The 15,200-nt window shown below is 64.8% G+C and carries 16 protein-coding genes, 1 tRNA gene and 1 riboswitch; of the genes, 5 read left to right on the plus strand and 12 right to left on the minus strand.

Annotation, left to right across the window (positions count from 1 at the left end; translation table 11 throughout):
• Positions 1-7: 7 nt before the first annotated feature.
• Positions 8-1,234, minus strand: a complete 1,227-nt coding sequence (locus RX331_RS03280; RefSeq protein WP_317255227.1) for an O-succinylhomoserine sulfhydrylase — start codon at positions 1,232-1,234, stop codon at positions 8-10.
• Between the two features lie 70 nt (positions 1,235-1,304).
• Positions 1,305-1,384, minus strand: a riboswitch (SAM riboswitch).
• Between the two features lie 122 nt (positions 1,385-1,506).
• On the opposite strand from RX331_RS03280, the gene RX331_RS03285 reads away from it, so the two are divergent.
• Complete coding sequence (locus RX331_RS03285) at positions 1,507-2,613, plus strand: 2'-deoxycytidine 5'-triphosphate deaminase (RefSeq protein WP_317255228.1); 1,107 nt, start codon at positions 1,507-1,509, stop codon at positions 2,611-2,613.
• Positions 2,614-2,780: 167 nt separating this feature from the next.
• Here the strand turns inward: RX331_RS03285 and RX331_RS03290 are convergent, their stop codons facing one another.
• Positions 2,781-4,118: a sorbosone dehydrogenase family protein gene (locus RX331_RS03290; RefSeq protein WP_317255229.1), complete on the minus strand. Its 1,338-nt coding sequence runs from the start codon at positions 4,116-4,118 to the stop codon at positions 2,781-2,783.
• 210 nt (positions 4,119-4,328) lie between these two features.
• Between RX331_RS03290 and RX331_RS03295 the strand changes: the two genes are divergently transcribed.
• The gene (locus RX331_RS03295; RefSeq protein WP_317255230.1) at positions 4,329-5,771 is read left to right on the plus strand and encodes an MATE family efflux transporter; all 1,443 of its coding nucleotides are present in this window, start codon (positions 4,329-4,331) and stop codon (positions 5,769-5,771) included.
• A 124-nt stretch (positions 5,772-5,895) separates the two neighbouring features.
• Here RX331_RS03295 and RX331_RS03300 read toward each other — a convergent pair whose 3' ends face one another.
• From RX331_RS03300 to RX331_RS03320, 5 genes are all read right to left on the minus strand, one after another.
• The gene (locus RX331_RS03300; protein ID WP_317255231.1) at positions 5,896-6,378 is read right to left on the minus strand and encodes a hypothetical protein; all 483 of its coding nucleotides are present in this window, start codon (positions 6,376-6,378) and stop codon (positions 5,896-5,898) included.
• A 118-nt stretch (positions 6,379-6,496) separates the two neighbouring features.
• On the minus strand, positions 6,497-6,898 hold the full coding sequence (locus RX331_RS03305; protein WP_317255232.1) for an SRPBCC family protein: 402 nt from the start codon (positions 6,896-6,898) through the stop codon (positions 6,497-6,499).
• 138 nt (positions 6,899-7,036) lie between these two features.
• Positions 7,037-7,396, minus strand: coding sequence for a VOC family protein (locus RX331_RS03310; protein WP_317255233.1), 360 nt, complete (start codon positions 7,394-7,396; stop codon positions 7,037-7,039).
• A gap of 54 nt (positions 7,397-7,450) precedes the next feature.
• Complete coding sequence (locus tag RX331_RS03315) at positions 7,451-8,290, minus strand: AraC family transcriptional regulator (protein WP_317255234.1); 840 nt, start codon at positions 8,288-8,290, stop codon at positions 7,451-7,453.
• Between the two features lie 9 nt (positions 8,291-8,299).
• The gene (locus RX331_RS03320; RefSeq protein ID WP_317255235.1) at positions 8,300-8,872 is read right to left on the minus strand and encodes a methylated-DNA--[protein]-cysteine S-methyltransferase; all 573 of its coding nucleotides are present in this window, start codon (positions 8,870-8,872) and stop codon (positions 8,300-8,302) included.
• 145 nt (positions 8,873-9,017) lie between these two features.
• Here RX331_RS03320 and RX331_RS03325 point away from each other — a divergent pair.
• From RX331_RS03325 to RX331_RS03335, 3 genes are all read left to right on the plus strand, one after another.
• Positions 9,018-9,091: transfer RNA gene (locus RX331_RS03325), tRNA-Gly, on the plus strand.
• A 21-nt stretch (positions 9,092-9,112) separates the two neighbouring features.
• Positions 9,113-9,688 (plus strand): hypothetical protein, encoded by a 576-nt coding sequence (locus RX331_RS03330; protein ID WP_317255236.1) that lies wholly within the window; start codon positions 9,113-9,115, stop codon positions 9,686-9,688.
• Positions 9,689-9,797: 109 nt separating this feature from the next.
• Positions 9,798-11,873, plus strand: coding sequence for a HAMP domain-containing methyl-accepting chemotaxis protein (locus tag RX331_RS03335; RefSeq protein ID WP_317255237.1), 2,076 nt, complete (start codon positions 9,798-9,800; stop codon positions 11,871-11,873).
• 21 nt (positions 11,874-11,894) lie between these two features.
• Here the strand turns inward: RX331_RS03335 and RX331_RS03340 are convergent, their stop codons facing one another.
• The 5 genes from RX331_RS03340 to RX331_RS03360 form a co-directional block, all read right to left on the minus strand.
• Entirely contained in the window at positions 11,895-12,215 is a 321-nt protein-coding gene (locus tag RX331_RS03340) for a cupredoxin domain-containing protein (RefSeq protein ID WP_317255238.1), read from the minus strand.
• A gap of 10 nt (positions 12,216-12,225) precedes the next feature.
• A complete protein-coding gene (locus RX331_RS03345) occupies positions 12,226-12,747 on the minus strand; it encodes a DUF4142 domain-containing protein (protein ID WP_317255239.1) in 522 nt (173 codons plus the stop codon).
• Positions 12,748-12,946: 199 nt separating this feature from the next.
• A complete protein-coding gene (locus RX331_RS03350; protein ID WP_317255240.1) occupies positions 12,947-13,630 on the minus strand; it encodes an RNA polymerase sigma factor in 684 nt (227 codons plus the stop codon).
• Between the two features lie 158 nt (positions 13,631-13,788).
• Positions 13,789-14,151 carry a nuclear transport factor 2 family protein gene (locus tag RX331_RS03355; protein ID WP_317255241.1) on the minus strand — a complete coding sequence of 121 codons (363 nt, stop codon included), beginning with the start codon at positions 14,149-14,151 and terminating at the stop codon, positions 13,789-13,791.
• Positions 14,152-14,233: 82 nt separating this feature from the next.
• Complete coding sequence (locus RX331_RS03360) at positions 14,234-15,142, minus strand: LysR family transcriptional regulator (protein ID WP_317255242.1); 909 nt, start codon at positions 15,140-15,142, stop codon at positions 14,234-14,236.
• Positions 15,143-15,200 lie beyond the last annotated feature (58 nt).

Here is a 15,200-nt window from a genome sequence, read left to right on the forward strand (position 1 = left end):
ACCATCCTCACGCCTTTTCCAGCGCCTGCGCAAAATCCTCGATCAGATCATCCGCATGCTCGAGCCCTACCGAGAAGCGGATAAAGCCCTCGCTGATGCCGAGCTCGGCGCGCGCCTCCGGTGTCAGCCGCTGATGCGTCGTCGTCGCCGGATGCGTGACAAGGCTCTTGGCATCGCCAAGATTGTTGGAGATGCGCGAGATCTGCAGCGCGTTGAGGACGCGGAACGCCGCCGCCTTGCCGCCCTTGACCTCGAAGCCGATCAGCGTCGAGCCGGCGCGCATCTGCTTCTTCACCAGCGCCGCCTGCGGGTGATCGGCGCGGCCCGGATAGATCAGGCGCGAGATTTTCGGGTGCGAGGCGAGGGCGTCCGCAATCTTCGCCGCGCTCTCGGTCTGCGCGCGCACCCGCACGCCGAGCGTCTCCAGTCCCTTGAGCAGGGCCCAGGCGTTGAACGGCGACAGCGACGGGCCGGTCTGCCGCATGAAGTTATGAATGTGTTCGGCAATGAAGGCTTCTGAGGACAGGATGATGCCGCCGAGGCAGCGGCCCTGGCCGTCGATGTGCTTGGTTGCGGAGTAGACCACGACGTCGGCGCCGAGCGACAACGGGCTCTGCCAGATCGGCGTGGCGAAGACGTTGTCGACGATCAGCCGCGCACCGCCGCTATGCGCGATCTCGGCAATCGCCGGGATGTCGAGCACGTCGAGCGTCGGATTGGTCGGGCTCTCCAGGAAGAACGACTTGGTGTTCGGCCGCAAGGCGCGCCGCCACTGGTCGAGATCGAGGCCGTCGACCAGCGTCGTCTCGATGCCGTAGCGCGGCAACAGCTCCTGCACGACGTAGAGGCAGGAGCCGAACAGCGCCTTCGAGGCGACCAGATGGTCGCCGGCGCGAAGTGGTGCGAGGATCGCGGTCGTCACCGCGGCCATGCCGGTCGCGGTCGAGCGTGCGGCTTCCGCGCCCTCGAGCTCGATCATGCGGCGCTCGAACATCGCGATCGTGGGATTGGAATAGCGCGAATAGATGAAGCCGGGGGCCTCGCCCTTGAAGCGCGCCTCGCACTGCTCCGCGCTGTCGTAGACGTAGCCCTGGGTCAGAAACAACGCTTCCGAGGTCTCGCCGAATTGCGAGCGCAGGGTGCCGCCATGGACCAGGCGGGTTTCCGGGCGGTAGCGGGCGGCAGACGACTTCGCTTCAGAAGACTTGGATTCCGAAGATTTGGATTCAGACATGTGACCTCCGACGTGACCACTGGAAAATGGTCACAAAAAACCGGCCTGGAAGAATTTCCACAGGCCGGGATCACACGTGTCCCCGGCCTGTTTAGCGATTTATTTAACGTGGCTGCAAGCCGGCCGGCTCAAATCACCACGGGATAAGTCATGCTGATATTCGCTTGCGCCCTTTCAGTCAAGGCGGTCATCGGATAACCCGTAAGAGCCTATATTTACAAGGTTTGGATGCTATTTTGGCGTCCGGATGGGCCACCTCAGAGGACCGCGCCGTGCCGTTCACGCTTCCGCCCGACGCCAACGGGATTCTGCCCGACCGCATCATCGCGGCGATGGCGGATGCCGGCCTGATCCTGCCCGAATACCCATTTGTCGAAAGCCAGATCCAGCCGGCAAGCCTCGATTTGCGGCTCGGCGACATCGCCTACCGTGTGCGTGCGAGCTTCCTGCCCGGACCTGATTCAACCGTCGCCGAGCGCATCGACGAATTGAAGCTGCACGAGATCGACCTCTCGGATGGCGCGGTGCTGGAGACCAACTGCGTCTACATCGTGCCGCTGCTGGAGAGCCTCGCGCTGCCGCCGGAAATCGTCGCCGCCGCCAATCCGAAAAGCTCGACCGGGCGGCTCGACGTCTTCACCCGCGTGATCGCCGACGGCACCCGCCGCTTCGACATGATCGGCGCCGGCTATCATGGTCCGCTCTATGCCGAGATCAGCCCGAAGACGTTCCCGGTGCTGCTGCGCGAGGGTTCCAGGCTCTCCCAGGTGCGCTTCCGCACCGGGGAGGCCATCCTCAATGCCGACGAACTCGATGCGCTGCATGGCGCCGAGCGGCTGGTCGACGTCGATGATGCCGATCTCGCCAACGGCGTCGCGCTGTCGGTCGATCTGTCCGGGCAGAACACCGGCGGCTTCGTCGGCTACCGCGCCAAGCGCCACACCGGCGTCGTCGATGTCGACCGCCGCGGCGGCTACGCGGTCGACGAATTCTGGGAGCCGATCCCGGCCCGATCTGACGGCAGCCTGATCCTCGATCCCGGCGAGTTCTACATCTTGGCTTCGAAGGAAGCCGTGCAGGTGCCGCCGGATTATGCCGCCGAGATGGTGCCGTTCGATCCGCTGGTCGGCGAATTCCGCGTGCATTATGCGGGATTCTTCGACCCCGGCTTCGGCTATGCCGGCGCCGGCGGCAAGGGCGCCCGCGCCGTGCTCGAGGTGCGCTCGCGCGAGGTGCCGTTTATCCTGGAGCACGGCCAGATCGTCGGCCGCCTGGTCTACGAGAAAATGCTGTCGCGGCCCGATGCGATGTACGGCCAGCGCATCGGCTCGAACTACCAGGCGCAGGGCCTGAAGCTAAGCAAGCATTTCCGGGTGTAGCTCTGTCGTGTCCCGGACGCGGTGCAGCCTAGGCGATGCGTAGCATCGTCCGGTAACGTGCGCGCTAAGCCGGGACTCAGCTTACTCAGCAGACAATCGAACGAAGGCCCCGGCTCTGCCGCGCATCACTTCGTGCTGTGTGGCGTCCGGGGCACGAAAACCTCACCCTACCGCGACGCCGATTTCGCCGCTGGCGTCACGCGCCATACCGTGTTGCCGACGTCATCGGCGACCAGCAGCGCACCATGCTTGTCGAGCCGCACGCCGACCGGTCGGCCCTGCGCATCGCCCTTGTCGCTGAGGAAGCCGGTCAGCACGTCCTGCGGCCCGCCGGATGGCTTGCCGTCCTTGAACGGCACGAAGATCACCTTGTAGCCCGAGCGCGGCTTGCGATTCCACGAGCCGTGCTGGCCGATGAAGGCGCCGCCTTGCATCTCCTGCGGAAACAGGTTGCCGGTGTTGAAGGCAAGCCCGAGGGAAGCCGTGTGCGCGCCGAGCGCGTAATCCGGCGCGATCGCCTTCTGCACCAGGTCCGGCCGCCGCGGCTCGACGCGGGTGTCGACATGGTCGCCATAATAGCTGTAGGGCCAGCCGTAGAACGCGCCATCCTTTACCGAGGTCATGTAGTCGGGCACGAGATCGTTGCCGAGCTCGTCACGCTCGTTGACGACGACCCACAGTTCACCCGTCTTCGGATTGAAGGCTGGACCGTTCGGGTTGCGCAGGCCCGATGCGAACACGCGCCACTTCCCGCTCGCGCGATCGACCTCCAGCACCGCGGCGCGATCCTTCTCGGCCTCGATGCCATTTTCCCCGACATTGCTGTTGGAGCCGACGGTCGCATACAGTTTCGTGCCGTCCGGGCTGGCGGTGAGATCCTTGGTCCAGTGGTGATTGATCGTGCCGGCCGGCAGGTCCGCCAGCTTCGTGCCGGGGGCGCTGATCTGGGTGTCGCCCTCGCGATAGGGGAATTTCACGATCGCATCGGTATTGGCGACGTAAAAGTCCTCGCCGACCAGCACCATGCCGAACGGCGAATTCAGATTGCTCAGGAACACGCTGCGGAATTCGGCCACGCCATCTCCGTCGGCATCGCGCAACAGGGTGATGCGGTTGGCGCTCGGCACGCCGGCGCCGGCCCAGTTCTGCGCCTGCTTGTAGATGAAGCCCTTGATGCCCTTACCGTCGTCCGGCTTCGGCGGGGCGTTGCTCTCGGCGACCAGCACGTCGCCGTTCGGCAGTGTGTAGACGGTGCGCGGATGGTCGAGCCCGGTGGCGAAGGCATTGACCGTCATGCCGTTGGCGGCGATCGGCTTGGCGCCATCCGGCCAGCGGTTGACCGAGGCAATATCCACGGTTGGGATCCAGGAGTGTTCCGGCGGCGGCAGGGAAGGCGAAGGACCATAGCTCTGGGCCACGGTCGCGGTGTCCTTGGGGTCGTTGCAGGCGGCCAGCGGCAGCGCCAGCACGGCGACGCCAACGGTCAGCAGGATGTTTCTACGCATGGTTGGCCTCCATCGGGATGTCGCCCTTACAATGCGTTGCTCGGCTGAACGTTCTTGGCCTGGCACTGAAATCGGCGTGAAACAGGCCCGAAATCGCGGGTCACCCGCAATCCCGCAGGCCCCCGTTGCGCCCGGCGCACGTGGAATCACCCGCCGCCATGCTAGGAAGCAGCGCGCCGTGGTACCGAAGTCCGCGGGCGGGGAGCAGAAATGTCCGAGCTTGGCGTCGCCGAAATTCCCGTAGACGAGAAGGAGCGCCCGCTTCCGCTACCGGACGCGCCGGCGAAGAATGCGCTGCTCGACGGCCCGATCCTGCGCACCCTGCTGTGGTTGGCCTGGCCCAACGTGATCGCGCTGACCGCCGGCACCTGCGTGGTGATCGCCGAAACCTCCTATATCGGACGGCTCGGCGTCGAGGCGCTGGCGGCGATGGCGCTGGTGTTTCCAACCGTGATCCTGACCATGACCATGTCGGGCGGCGCCATGGGCGGCGGCGTGGCTTCGGCGATTGCCCGCGCCCTCGGCGCCGGCGACGTTGAGCGCGCCTCGACGCTGGCATCGCACGCGCTGTTGATCGGCTTCTGCTTCGGGCTCGTCTTCATGCTGGGCATGCTGATTTTCGGCCCCGCACTGTTCGAACTGCTCGGCGGGCGCGGCAAGGTGCTGACGCAGGCGGTCGCCTACACGCAGATCTTTTTCGGCGGCGCCGTCGTGCCGTGGCTGATGAACACGATGTCGGGCATCTTGCGCGGCACCGGCAACATGAAGCTGCCGTCGCTGTTGATGCTGTCCTCGTCAGCCTGCCAGATCATTCTGGGCGGCACGCTCGCGCTCGGCCTCGGCCCGATCCCGCAGTTCGGCATGCGCGGCGTCGCGGCCGGCTCGCTGATCGCCTATCTGGTCAGCATCTCCGTGATGTCCTGGTATCTGTTCTCGGGCCGCGCGCGCGTGATTCCGAAGGTCCGTGGCCTGCGCATCCGGATGCCGATGTTCATCGACATCCTGAAGGTTGGCGCGATCGCCTGCTTCTCGCCGCTGCAGTCGGTGCTGACCATCAGCATCTTCACCCATATGCTGGCGAGTTTCGGCACCGAAATTCTCGCGGGCTACGGCATCGGCGCGCGGCTCGAATTCATGCTGACCTCGATTTCGTTCGCGGTCGGCATCGCCTGCGTTCCGATGGTCGGCATGGCGGTTGGCGCGGGGCGCATCGCGCGGGCGCGCAGGATCTGCTGGATCGCGGGACTCGTCGCCTTCGTCTCGGTCGGCACGGTGGCAAGCTTCATCGCGACATTTCCCGACATCTGGGTCAATCTGTTCACGGACGATGCGAGCGTGCGTGCCGCGAGCCGGCAATATTTGTCGACGGCGGCGCCGATGTACGCGTTCCTCGGCCTCGCCACGACCTGCTATTTTTCATCGCAAGGCGCGGCCAAGGTGGTTGGTCCGGTGCTGGCGCAAAGCGTGCGGCTGCTGTTCATCGGCGCCGGCGGTTGGTGGCTGTCATCGCACGACGCCACCGCGCAGAATTTCTTCGTGCTGGCGGCGTCGTCGATGGTGCTGCTCGGCGGCCTGTCCTGCCTCAGCGTGATCCTGACGCGCTGGGGGCCGAAGCCCCAGCCCGTGGCGGAGGCTAGGCCGGCGTTGTCTTAGCGATCGTCATTGCGAGGAGCCAACGGGTCGCGCGAAATGCGCGCCCGATGACACCACGAAGCAATCCATCTCTCCGCCTGTGGCGCCATAGATTGCTTCGCGTCGCTCGCAATGACGGAGCTACCTACCGCCGCGAACGCTTCCGCCCATGCCGGCCGCCGCCGACATTGGCCATGCGGATCAGTTGCGGCACCATGCCCGTCAGCTCGCTGCCGCCGGCGCCGCCGAGCATGCCCATGAAGTCGCCGCCGCCGATGCCGCCGTAATTGCCGGCGGTGATACCGTAGCCTTCGCCCACGTAACCGCCGCCCGTTGGAATGCCGCCGAAGCCGCCCGGTATTCCGCCGCCCATCATGCCGGCGAAACCGCCTCCGCCGTTTTCCATCATACGGCTCATCATCGGCCCCATGGTCTGCATCATCGCCGCGAAGCGGCGCTTGCCCATCTTCGCCTTCATCATCTCCAGCATCGGCGCCATCTGCGTCATCATATCCTGGCCGCCGCTGCCGCCGCCAAAGCCGGCGAATTGCGCCTTCGCCGGCATCGACGTTAGTGTCAGCAGCAACAGCGCGGCTGCCTGGCAGATCAGCTTGTGAGCTCCCATCATCGTCTTCACTCCTCATGCGCCGGCAGCCGCGGACGGCGGCACCGTTCGGGCGCAAGGGGTGAGGCTAGGAACCGGCGGATGGCCGATCTGTGAGAAGGATCACGTCTGGACCGATCGTTCAGGCCGCACTGCGGCTCAGGGCCTTCTGCATCGCCGCGAGCCCGAGATCCATCTGTCCATCCATGTAGGGCGCGAACTCGTTCGGCAGCACGTCGGCGATCCAGACGAAACGGGTACGTCCGTCGGCCTCGGCAAACACCTGCGCGGACGCGCTGTGCTGCCGGATGCGCTCGCTGACGATGGCATAGACCAGCCGCCGCCGCGCCTCATCGCAATCGACCAGGATTTCGCGTGCGACGGTGCCGTTCGCGAACGTGACAATGCGCGCATCGCCGTCGAGCTTGGTGTCGGTCACGAAGCCCGGCACCAGTCTCGTATGCAGCGCGCCGAAATCGCGCAGCGCGTCCCAGACGTGGTCGGGCTTTGCGTCGATGATGATCTCTTTGTGGACGGAAGCCATGGTGTGAGTCCTTGGTTGGTAAGTGGTGATTGCTGAAGTCGTCATTGCGAGGAGCGAAGCGACGAAGCAATCCATCTTTCCTGTGTGGCGCTATGGATTGCTTCGCTCCGCTCGCAACGATGGGGAGAGAGCGGGGGCTTACGTACACACCGCCTCGACATTGTTGCCGTCGGGATCGATCAGGAACGCGGCGTAGTAGGTCGGGCTGTAATCCGCGCGCAGGCCTGCGCCGCCATTGTCGCGGCCGCCGGCCTTCAGGCCTTCGGCATGGAATTTTGTGATCGCGGCGTGGTCCTTGGCGCGAAAGGCGACATGCGCGCCGGTGCCAGCCTTGCCCTTGTGCAAATGCAGCCAGAGCGCGGGCGCGCCCTTCGGCCCGAAGCCGGCGCCGGAATCATCGCGCGAGCACAATTCGAAGCCGAGCGGCGCGAGCGCGGCCGTATAGAAGCGCACGCTGGCGTCGAGGTCGGCGACGCGCAATCCGATGTGATCGTACATGCTGTTCTCCAGTCAAAAATGCCGCGAAAAGCGCGCGGCCTGGAGAAAGCCTAGCTAGTGCAGGGCCAGCCGTTCTTGGAAAATATTGCGCATGCCGCGTGAGGCTTGGCGGAACTTCAGCGGCGAGGCGCCGGCGGCGCGATGGAACGTGCGGACGAAATTGGAAAGGTCGGCAAAGCCGACGTCATAGGCGATATCGGTGATCGGCGCGTCGTCCTCGGCAAGGCGCCGCGCGGCATGACGCAGCCGCGAGCGCACCAGATATTGATGCGGCGTGACGCCGAGCGCCTGCGAGAACAATCGCAGGAAATGGAACGGGCTGATCCCGGCCTTCGCGGCGGCATCTTCCAGGTTGATCGGCTGGTGCGAATTGGCGTCGATCCACAGCGCGGTTTCCACCGCGCGGCGGCGGTCGCGCGCCGCATTGGGGCCGGATTTGCGCCGCGTGCCGGAAACCACCTCGACGAGGCGACTCGCCAGCACTTGGCCGATCTCGTCGAGGCCAATGTCGCTGCTGCCATCTGCTGCCGATTGGGCGAGCTCGCCCAGGACTACGATCTCGGGCAGCGGCGGCGCCGAGCCGATCTGCCACGGCGCCCTGCGGTTGCCGATCGTCTCCACCAATTCAGGGGTAAAGAAGAACGACAGGCATTCGTCGCCGCAGACATGCTCGTGGGTGCAGGTATATTCGTCGCCGGGATGGCCGACCAGCACCGATCCGACCACCAGCTCGCTGCATTTGCCGCGGCTGCGCAGGCCGAAACTGCCCTTGCGCACATAGGAGATCGAGTGGCCGCCGTGCTGCTCCGCGAACGGCTTGTCGCCCGGTCCTGCGGTGCAGCGAAAATTGAAGACGGATACCGATTTGCGTTCAAGCAGCGTGGTTGCGATCATGCCGCCTACTTAAGGATGAGGGCGAGGCGGCGCAACCGGCAGCCGACCGTCGAACAGCGTCTTGCCGGGCATCCGGCTGGTGCCCTCGACCGACAGCAGCCGCCGGTTGGAGATCGCCCCGCCATTGGCTGAGATCTTGTCGGCGTAATTGCCGGCTTCGAGCACGCGATGGCACGGCACGATGATCATGAAGGGGTTGCGGCCGATCGCCTGCGCGACAGAACGAACCGCCCCCGAAGCGCGAATGCCGACAGCCGCATAGGTCCGCGTCTCGCCGCGCGGGATCGTGCGGACGTAGGCGTAGACGCGTTGGTTGAAGCCGGGAATGCCGGCCATGTCGAGCGTCACATCGGCGAAATCGCAGGCCGCGCCGCGCAATAGCGCCGTGATGCCGTCGATCGCGGCCTGGGTATTCGCGGGCGGGGTAAGCTGGCGGACGTCAGGATAAAGCTGGTAGAGGCGCCGCCGCGTGTCGATCTCGCGCATTTCGGGGAGTTGCACGCCGATGATGCCCGCCGGGCTCCATGCAATGGCGCGGCGGCCAATCCCCGTGTCGAAAATGCTGTAGCCGCGCCCCGTCATATGCTATCTGCCCCGAAAGTCGATCATACTACCGGCGTGCGCAGCCGCATCTGGAATTTTGCGGGAAGTTAACAGTGAAGCGAGGCGGCTCACGGAATAACTTGGCGGATGGCGCGAGGTCGGCTAAATCATCAGGCGCAACCTCGCGGGCGTAGTTCAATGGTAGAACGGCAGCTTCCCAAGCTGCATACGAGGGTTCGATTCCCTTCGCCCGCTCCAGTTCCTCCAGCGAGGTGAGCGTTGACCCAGGCGATCACTCCCGCTGACATCTCGCATAACAATCTCTTGATGGTCGCTGCCGGCGGGCTCGTATCGGGCATTGCCACGACGTGGCTGCCCGCGCTGGTCGACAATCTCGTCGGCAGCAACGGCCGGTTTCCCCTGGTTCAGTTTCGCCTTGCATTGATTGCGCTGCCGTTCGCGGTGCTCGTCTTCATTCTGGGGCGATGCTTCAGCCGCAATGCATGGTGGGCGGCGCTGCTCGCCGCGATCATCACCATGATCGCCTTCGTCTGCGCGGTGGATGCTGCGATCCTCGTCGAGGGAAATACCGGTGATGCGCCGCGCGCGATGCGCTATCTGCTTGGCGGCCTGACCGGCGGTCTGGTCGGTACGGCCGTGATGGCCTTCGGGATCGCGCTATTGCCGGCTGGGCCGCGACAGGTTGCGGCGTGGTGGCCGATGCTGATCACGGGCGCGCTCCTCGGCACGCTGCTCGCGCTTGATGACGCGCTTGGCCTCGACAAGATCGCATTCCTCTATCCGCTGTGGCAGGCTGGCGTCGCGGTGCGATTGGTGATGGTCCTGCGGCGCTAACACAGTATTTTTACGGGGCCCGCATCGTCCTTCGTGGCCGCCTGCATTAAGGCCGCTTTAGCCGAGTTCTGCGCACGTTGACCGCAGCTTAACCCAGCGGAATCACAACATGCGGATCGGACGGCTTTTTGCTCTGTCGATGCTTTCGGTAACGGTTCTGGCGATCATCCTCGGCGCCGGCGTGCTTGTCCCGCAGTACCGGACCTTCGCCAGCAAGAGCGAGGCGATCAAGACCGTCGAGGCCTATGGCGCGGTGCTGGCGGTCGGCCAGCAGGTCGCTGGTTATCGTGCGCCCTATGTTGGGCCGCTGTTCCGGGAAGAGGCGGCGACACCGGCCCAGCTCGAGGTTGTGGCGAAGGCTGTGCAGGCGGCCGATGCAGCCTTCGCAAAGGCGCGGACGGTGGTCGGTGGGCTCAACGATGGCGCTGCGATTGTCGAGGGCCTTAACCAGGCGGCGGCCAAGCTTGGCGAGGTGCGCGCGGCCAGCGATCGCGCGCTGACCGTGCCGATGAGCGTGCGCGATCCAGCAGCAATCAAAGGCTTCCTGCCGGGCATTGCCGCGGTGGTCGGGATTCTCGAGCCGCTGTTGAACAGATTGGAAAATCAGGTGGCGATGGCGGATGCCTCGCTGACCGCGCTGCTCAATGTCGCCCGCACCGCCCAGGATCTGCGGATCTCGGCCGGCGGTCGCGCCGCCACCATGTCGCTTGCGATCAGCACGCGGCGCCCGCTGACGGCGGCTGAGATTGCTATTACTGACCGCGCCCAGGGCCGGGTCGATCTCGACCGTGAACGGATCGAGGCCGGCGTCGACCAGATCGGCAGCCCGCCGCGACTAGCCAAGGCGATGCACGACGCGATCGAGGGCTACTTCAGCAAGGCCGCACCATGGCTGGAAAAGGAAATGGCGGTTGGGCGCGCGGACGGCAACTACGCCATCAATGCCGATCAGCTCGCCAGCGCGATCGTGCCGGCCGTACAGGCCTTCTTTGCGGTGCGCGATGCGGCGCTTAACGAGGCCGCCGAACGTGCCGGCGCCGCGCGCGATAGCGCGCTGACGATGCTGGCGTTGGCGGGCGTTGCCGTCGTAGCACTGCTTGGTGTGTTGGGCGGCGTCACATTGATGCTGCGCCGGCGCGTGATCACGCCGCTGGCCAACCTGACCGATGTCGTAGGCGATCTCGCTGCCGGCCGGCACGACGTCACCATCCCGACGATCGGACGCTCCGATGAGATCGGCGCGATGGCCGGGTCGCTGCAGGTGTTCAAGGACGCGCTGATCGCCAAGAAGGCGGCCGACGAGGCCGCCGCGGTGGAAGCGGATGCCAAGATCCATCGCGGCCAGCGCGTCGACCGGATCACTAGCGATTTCGAGGCGATGATCGGCGAGATCGTCGATGTCGTGTCGCAGGCCTCGACCGAGCTGGAAGCCTCCGCCGGCACGCTGACGGCGACCGCCGAGCGTGCGGAGGAGCTGACCAGCGTGGTCGCGCAGGCTTCGGAGGAAGCCTCCACCAATGTGCAATCGGTCGCCTCGGCCACCGAAGAGATGGCGTCCTCGGTCAACGAAATCAGCCGCCAGGTTCAGGGCTCGGCTAGAATTGCCGGCGAGGCGGTCGAGCAGGCGCGGAAGACTAACGACCGCGTCGCCGAACTTGCCAGGGCCGCCACCCGGATCGGCGACGTCGTCGAATTGATCAACACCATTGCCGGGCAGACCAACCTTCTGGCGCTGAATGCCACCATCGAGGCCGCGCGGGCCGGCGAAGCGGGGCGCGGCTTTGCCGTGGTGGCTTCTGAGGTGAAGGCGCTGGCCGAGCAGACCGCGAAAGCGACCGGCGAGATCAGCCAGCAGATCTTGGGGATCCAGGCTGCGACGCAGGAATCGGTCGCGGCGATCAAGGAGATCGGCGACACGATCGGGCGGATGTCGGAGATTGCCTCGACGATCGCGGCCGCGGTCGAGCAGCAGGGCGCGGCAACCCAGGAAATTTCCCGCAACGTGCAGCAGGCCGCGAACGGCACGCAGCAGGTCTCCTCCAACATCGCCGATGTGCAGCGCGGCGCCAGCGAGACAGGGTCCGCCTCGGCCCAGGTGCTTGGCGCGGCGAAATCGCTGTCGGGCGAAAGCGAGCGGCTCAAGCGTGAGGTCGGCAGGTTTCTCAGCTCGGTGCGGGCGGCCTGAGCTGCCGGCCCGCAAAGACGGCTACGGAGCGATCGTCAGTACCGCCTTCATGTTGGGATGAAAGCGGCAGTAATATTCGATCGTGCCGGCCCTTTTGAGCACCGACGTCACCGTCTTCTTCGCTGGCATCATCACGTCGAAGTCGCCGTTGCGCGCAGTCGCGGTGTGCACGAGCACGTCCTTGTTGATCCATTCGATGGTATCGCCGACCTTGGCGGAAACCTCTGACGGCGCGAACACCATATCGGCCGCTGTGATCTGGATCGTCGCCGCCTGCGCCGGGATCGCCACCGCGCCGAACAACAGCGCGGCCATGACCGGCAGATAGCATTCCCGGCGCATCGCGGTCTCCCTACTTCAACTTGGCGGCGACCTGTTCGGCATGCTGCTGGTGGCCCTGGAAAATCTTCAGGCCGGTCTGCAGCAGGCTCTTCAGCTCGGCATTGCTGGCGGATGGAATCAGCTGCGTCTCCAGCGCGCCGTTGACGGCCTTGTGGTAGGCCACCTCGTTGGCGACGTAGGCCTTGTCGTATTCGGCGCCTTTCAGCTTGTCGAGCTCGGCGAGCTTTTCAGTCGCCTGCTTCGACAGCGTCTTGCTAGTGTCATTGTCCTCCGGCGTCACCTTCAGCTTCTTGACGAGGTCGAGCGCCTGCTTGTTCACCGCCTCGTGGTCGCGCACCATATCTTCGGCGAACGACTTGACGTCCTTGTTGGTGGCTTTGGCGATCGCCTGCTTGGCGGCGTTGATGTCGATCACCCCGGCGGTGTAGGCGATATGCGCGATCTGCGGATCGGTGGGTTTAGCGCCCTCTGCCAGTGCGGCGCTGCCGAGCAGGCTCAACGCGGCAATCGCCGCGCTCAATCGAATGAACATGTCTGACACTCCTGTGGCGCGGCGAGCCGCGCGTTGTTGATGCACAGGTGTTGGATGGTGGAAGTAGGCGGAGGTTCCGGGAAAATTAATTTTGTTGCATGTTGCTGCAGACAGGGCCTGCATGGTTCGAGATGCGCGGCTTCGACGCGCTCCCCACGGTGCGTCGCGAAGGATGAAAGCCCCACTCGGGAAGCGCGCCCTAATACCCCAGTCGCTTCAGCACCGCGTCCGTCAGTCGTTCGCAGCGTTTGCCGGCGAACGGAAACGCGTCCATCACCACCGGACCGATCTTCTGCTCGACGATCTCGCGCAGCATGGTGCGGGCGCGGTGTAATCGGCTCTTCACCGTCTCCGGCTTCAGGTTGAGAATCTCGGCGGTCTCTTCCACGTTCATCCCCTCGATCACACGGGTGATGAAGACAAGACGGAACGCTTCCGGCAGTTCATCGACGGCATGCTCGACAACCGCTTGAATTTCACGTTGGGCCATGGATTTTTCCGGATCGTCAGACGCGGCAAGAGGGAAGGGGATGATCTCGGCTTCGAGTTTGCCCGGCGGCAGCGCGTCCAGATCTACGGATGGCCGCGTGCGGCGGAGCCGGCCGAGGGCTTCGTTCATCGCAATCCGCGACAGCCAGGTCGACAGGCTGGAATCGCCGCGAAAGCTTTCCAGATGGGTAAACGCGCGGACGTAAGCTTCCTGCACCACGTCCTCGGCCTCGGCATCATTGCGCAGGATGCCGCGGGCGAGGCGATAGAGCTTGCGGTTGTTGGCCTGCATGATGGTGCGAACCGCGGCTTCGTCACGGGCAAGGGCGCGGCGCACCAGTTCGGCGCCGTCGGTGTCGAGGGGTGCGATGTTCGGCATGTGGGCCTGACGCATGATGTCCACCAATAACAGGGTATTGGGATTGGATGCGGCAGGGGCGGATAGGTTCCCGAAATTATTTCCGCTGCGTAGGGTGGGTTAGGCGGAAGCCGTAACCCACCATCTCGCCAGGAATCGGTGGGTTACGCAACGCAACCCACCCTGCTCATCCGTCACCCCGCCGGGACCTGATCCAGGAACCCGGTAACGCTGCGGATGCGGCCGTCGCTGAGCACGGCGAAGTCCGTTCCCTTGATCGGGCTGTCACCGCCATCGGGACCGAGCCCCCAGGAGAAGCGGACATGGTCGCCAAAACCGTTGGCCCCGCCGATCAGGCGGAACCTGAAATCCGGAAAGCGTTGTTGCACGCCGTCGATCAGCGCATCGATACCGTCATGGCCGGCGCCGCTCATCAGGGGATCGATATACGTCGCATCCGTCGTCCAGTTCGCGGTCAGCATCTCGCGGCGGCGCTGCGGGGTGCGTTCGTTCCACAGCTCGATATAGCGGGTAGCGACGGTTGCATGATCGGTCATGTTGCTCTCCTTCGATGGTGCCGCGTTGTTCGGCTGAAGGCACTATCGAAGGTTCGCGTTCGTTGATCGATTACCTCCGAGGTCAAGGATATTTGTCTTCGATCTCGCTGTTGCGGCCATGGGCGTCCAGTGCATCGAGGAAGCATCGGACCTTGGCCGGAACGAACTGCCGGGCCGGCAGCAATGCGTGAACATGGAGCGGGTCGCAGACGTGATCGGTAAGGATCCGCTGCAACAATCCCGCACGGATTGCCGCGTCGGTAAAGCTTGCCGTCACCCGTAGCACACCGAGCCCGGCGAGCGCCGCCTGCAAGCGAATATCGGCATTCGAGCTCACCAGCCGCGCCTTCTGCATCGTGAGATGTTCGGTGACGCCGCCCGGCGTGGTAAGCGCCCAGGGCGCATCATGGGGTCCGGTCAGTATTGGAAGGCGCGCGAGCTCTTCCGGCGTGCGCGGCTCGCCGAATTTTTCAAGCAGCGCGGGCGCGGCGTAGAGGCCGCGTTCTAGCGACGACACTTTCCGGATCACGATCCCGGTCGATGGCAAAGGTTGTTCAAGCATCGCGAACACGATGTCGTAATTTTCGGCGACAGGGCTGACGATTTCGTGCTCGACATCGATCCGGATGGCGAGGTCGGGGTAGCGGTCCATCAGTTCGATCGCGACGGGGCCGGCATGATGCGCGCCGAACTCGTAAGGCGACTTGATGCGCAGCGTGCCTGAGATCGCGCTGCTCATCGCCAGCGCCTCGCCATGCGTGTCGTGCAATGCCGCGAACAGCGGCCTGACCCGCTGATAAATGATCTCGCCGGCATCGGTGAGGCGCAGATGGCGCGTGGTGCGCTCAATCAGCCTTAAGCCCAGATTGGCTTCCAGCCGCTGCACTGCAGCACTGAGGCTCGACTTGGGATGGCCGAGCACCCGCGCGGCAGCGCTGAAGCCGCCATGCTGCACCACCTCGCAAAACAGCTCCCAATCGCGCCAGTCCATCGGGGCAATCGTCCATGCGGCGGGACGGTGTGTCCAGGGATTTAAGGATATCCGCCGA

Source organism: Bradyrhizobium sp. BWA-3-5 (genome assembly GCF_032917985.1).
Lineage (GTDB): Bacteria > Pseudomonadota > Alphaproteobacteria > Rhizobiales > Xanthobacteraceae > Bradyrhizobium.

What these genes read in the sequence shown, in the direction of transcription:
- RX331_RS03320 (WP_317255235.1), bottom strand. Translation starts at nt 8,872, where the DNA reads ATGACGGGGCGCGGCTACAGCATTTTCGACACGGGGATTGGCCGCCGC.
- RX331_RS03360 (WP_317255242.1), bottom strand. Translation starts at nt 15,142, where the DNA reads ATGGACTGGCGCGATTGGGAGCTGTTTTGCGAGGTGGTGCAGCATGGC.
- RX331_RS03345 (WP_317255239.1), bottom strand. Translation starts at nt 12,747, where the DNA reads ATGTTCATTCGATTGAGCGCGGCGATTGCCGCGTTGAGCCTGCTCGGC.
- RX331_RS03305 (WP_317255232.1), bottom strand. Translation starts at nt 6,898, where the DNA reads ATGGCTTCCGTCCACAAAGAGATCATCATCGACGCAAAGCCCGACCAC.
- RX331_RS03300 (WP_317255231.1), bottom strand. Translation starts at nt 6,378, where the DNA reads ATGATGGGAGCTCACAAGCTGATCTGCCAGGCAGCCGCGCTGTTGCTG.
- RX331_RS03355 (WP_317255241.1), bottom strand. Translation starts at nt 14,151, where the DNA reads ATGACCGATCATGCAACCGTCGCTACCCGCTATATCGAGCTGTGGAAC.
- RX331_RS03295 (WP_317255230.1), top strand. Translation starts at nt 4,329, where the DNA reads ATGTCCGAGCTTGGCGTCGCCGAAATTCCCGTAGACGAGAAGGAGCGC.
- RX331_RS03340 (WP_317255238.1), bottom strand. Translation starts at nt 12,215, where the DNA reads ATGCGCCGGGAATGCTATCTGCCGGTCATGGCCGCGCTGTTGTTCGGC.
- RX331_RS03315 (WP_317255234.1), bottom strand. Translation starts at nt 8,290, where the DNA reads ATGATCGCAACCACGCTGCTTGAACGCAAATCGGTATCCGTCTTCAAT.
- RX331_RS03290 (WP_317255229.1), bottom strand. Translation starts at nt 4,118, where the DNA reads ATGCGTAGAAACATCCTGCTGACCGTTGGCGTCGCCGTGCTGGCGCTG.
- RX331_RS03335 (WP_317255237.1), top strand. Translation starts at nt 9,798, where the DNA reads ATGCGGATCGGACGGCTTTTTGCTCTGTCGATGCTTTCGGTAACGGTT.
- RX331_RS03350 (WP_317255240.1), bottom strand. Translation starts at nt 13,630, where the DNA reads ATGCGTCAGGCCCACATGCCGAACATCGCACCCCTCGACACCGACGGC.
- RX331_RS03310 (WP_317255233.1), bottom strand. Translation starts at nt 7,396, where the DNA reads ATGTACGATCACATCGGATTGCGCGTCGCCGACCTCGACGCCAGCGTG.
- RX331_RS03280 (WP_317255227.1), bottom strand. Translation starts at nt 1,234, where the DNA reads ATGTCTGAATCCAAATCTTCGGAATCCAAGTCTTCTGAAGCGAAGTCG.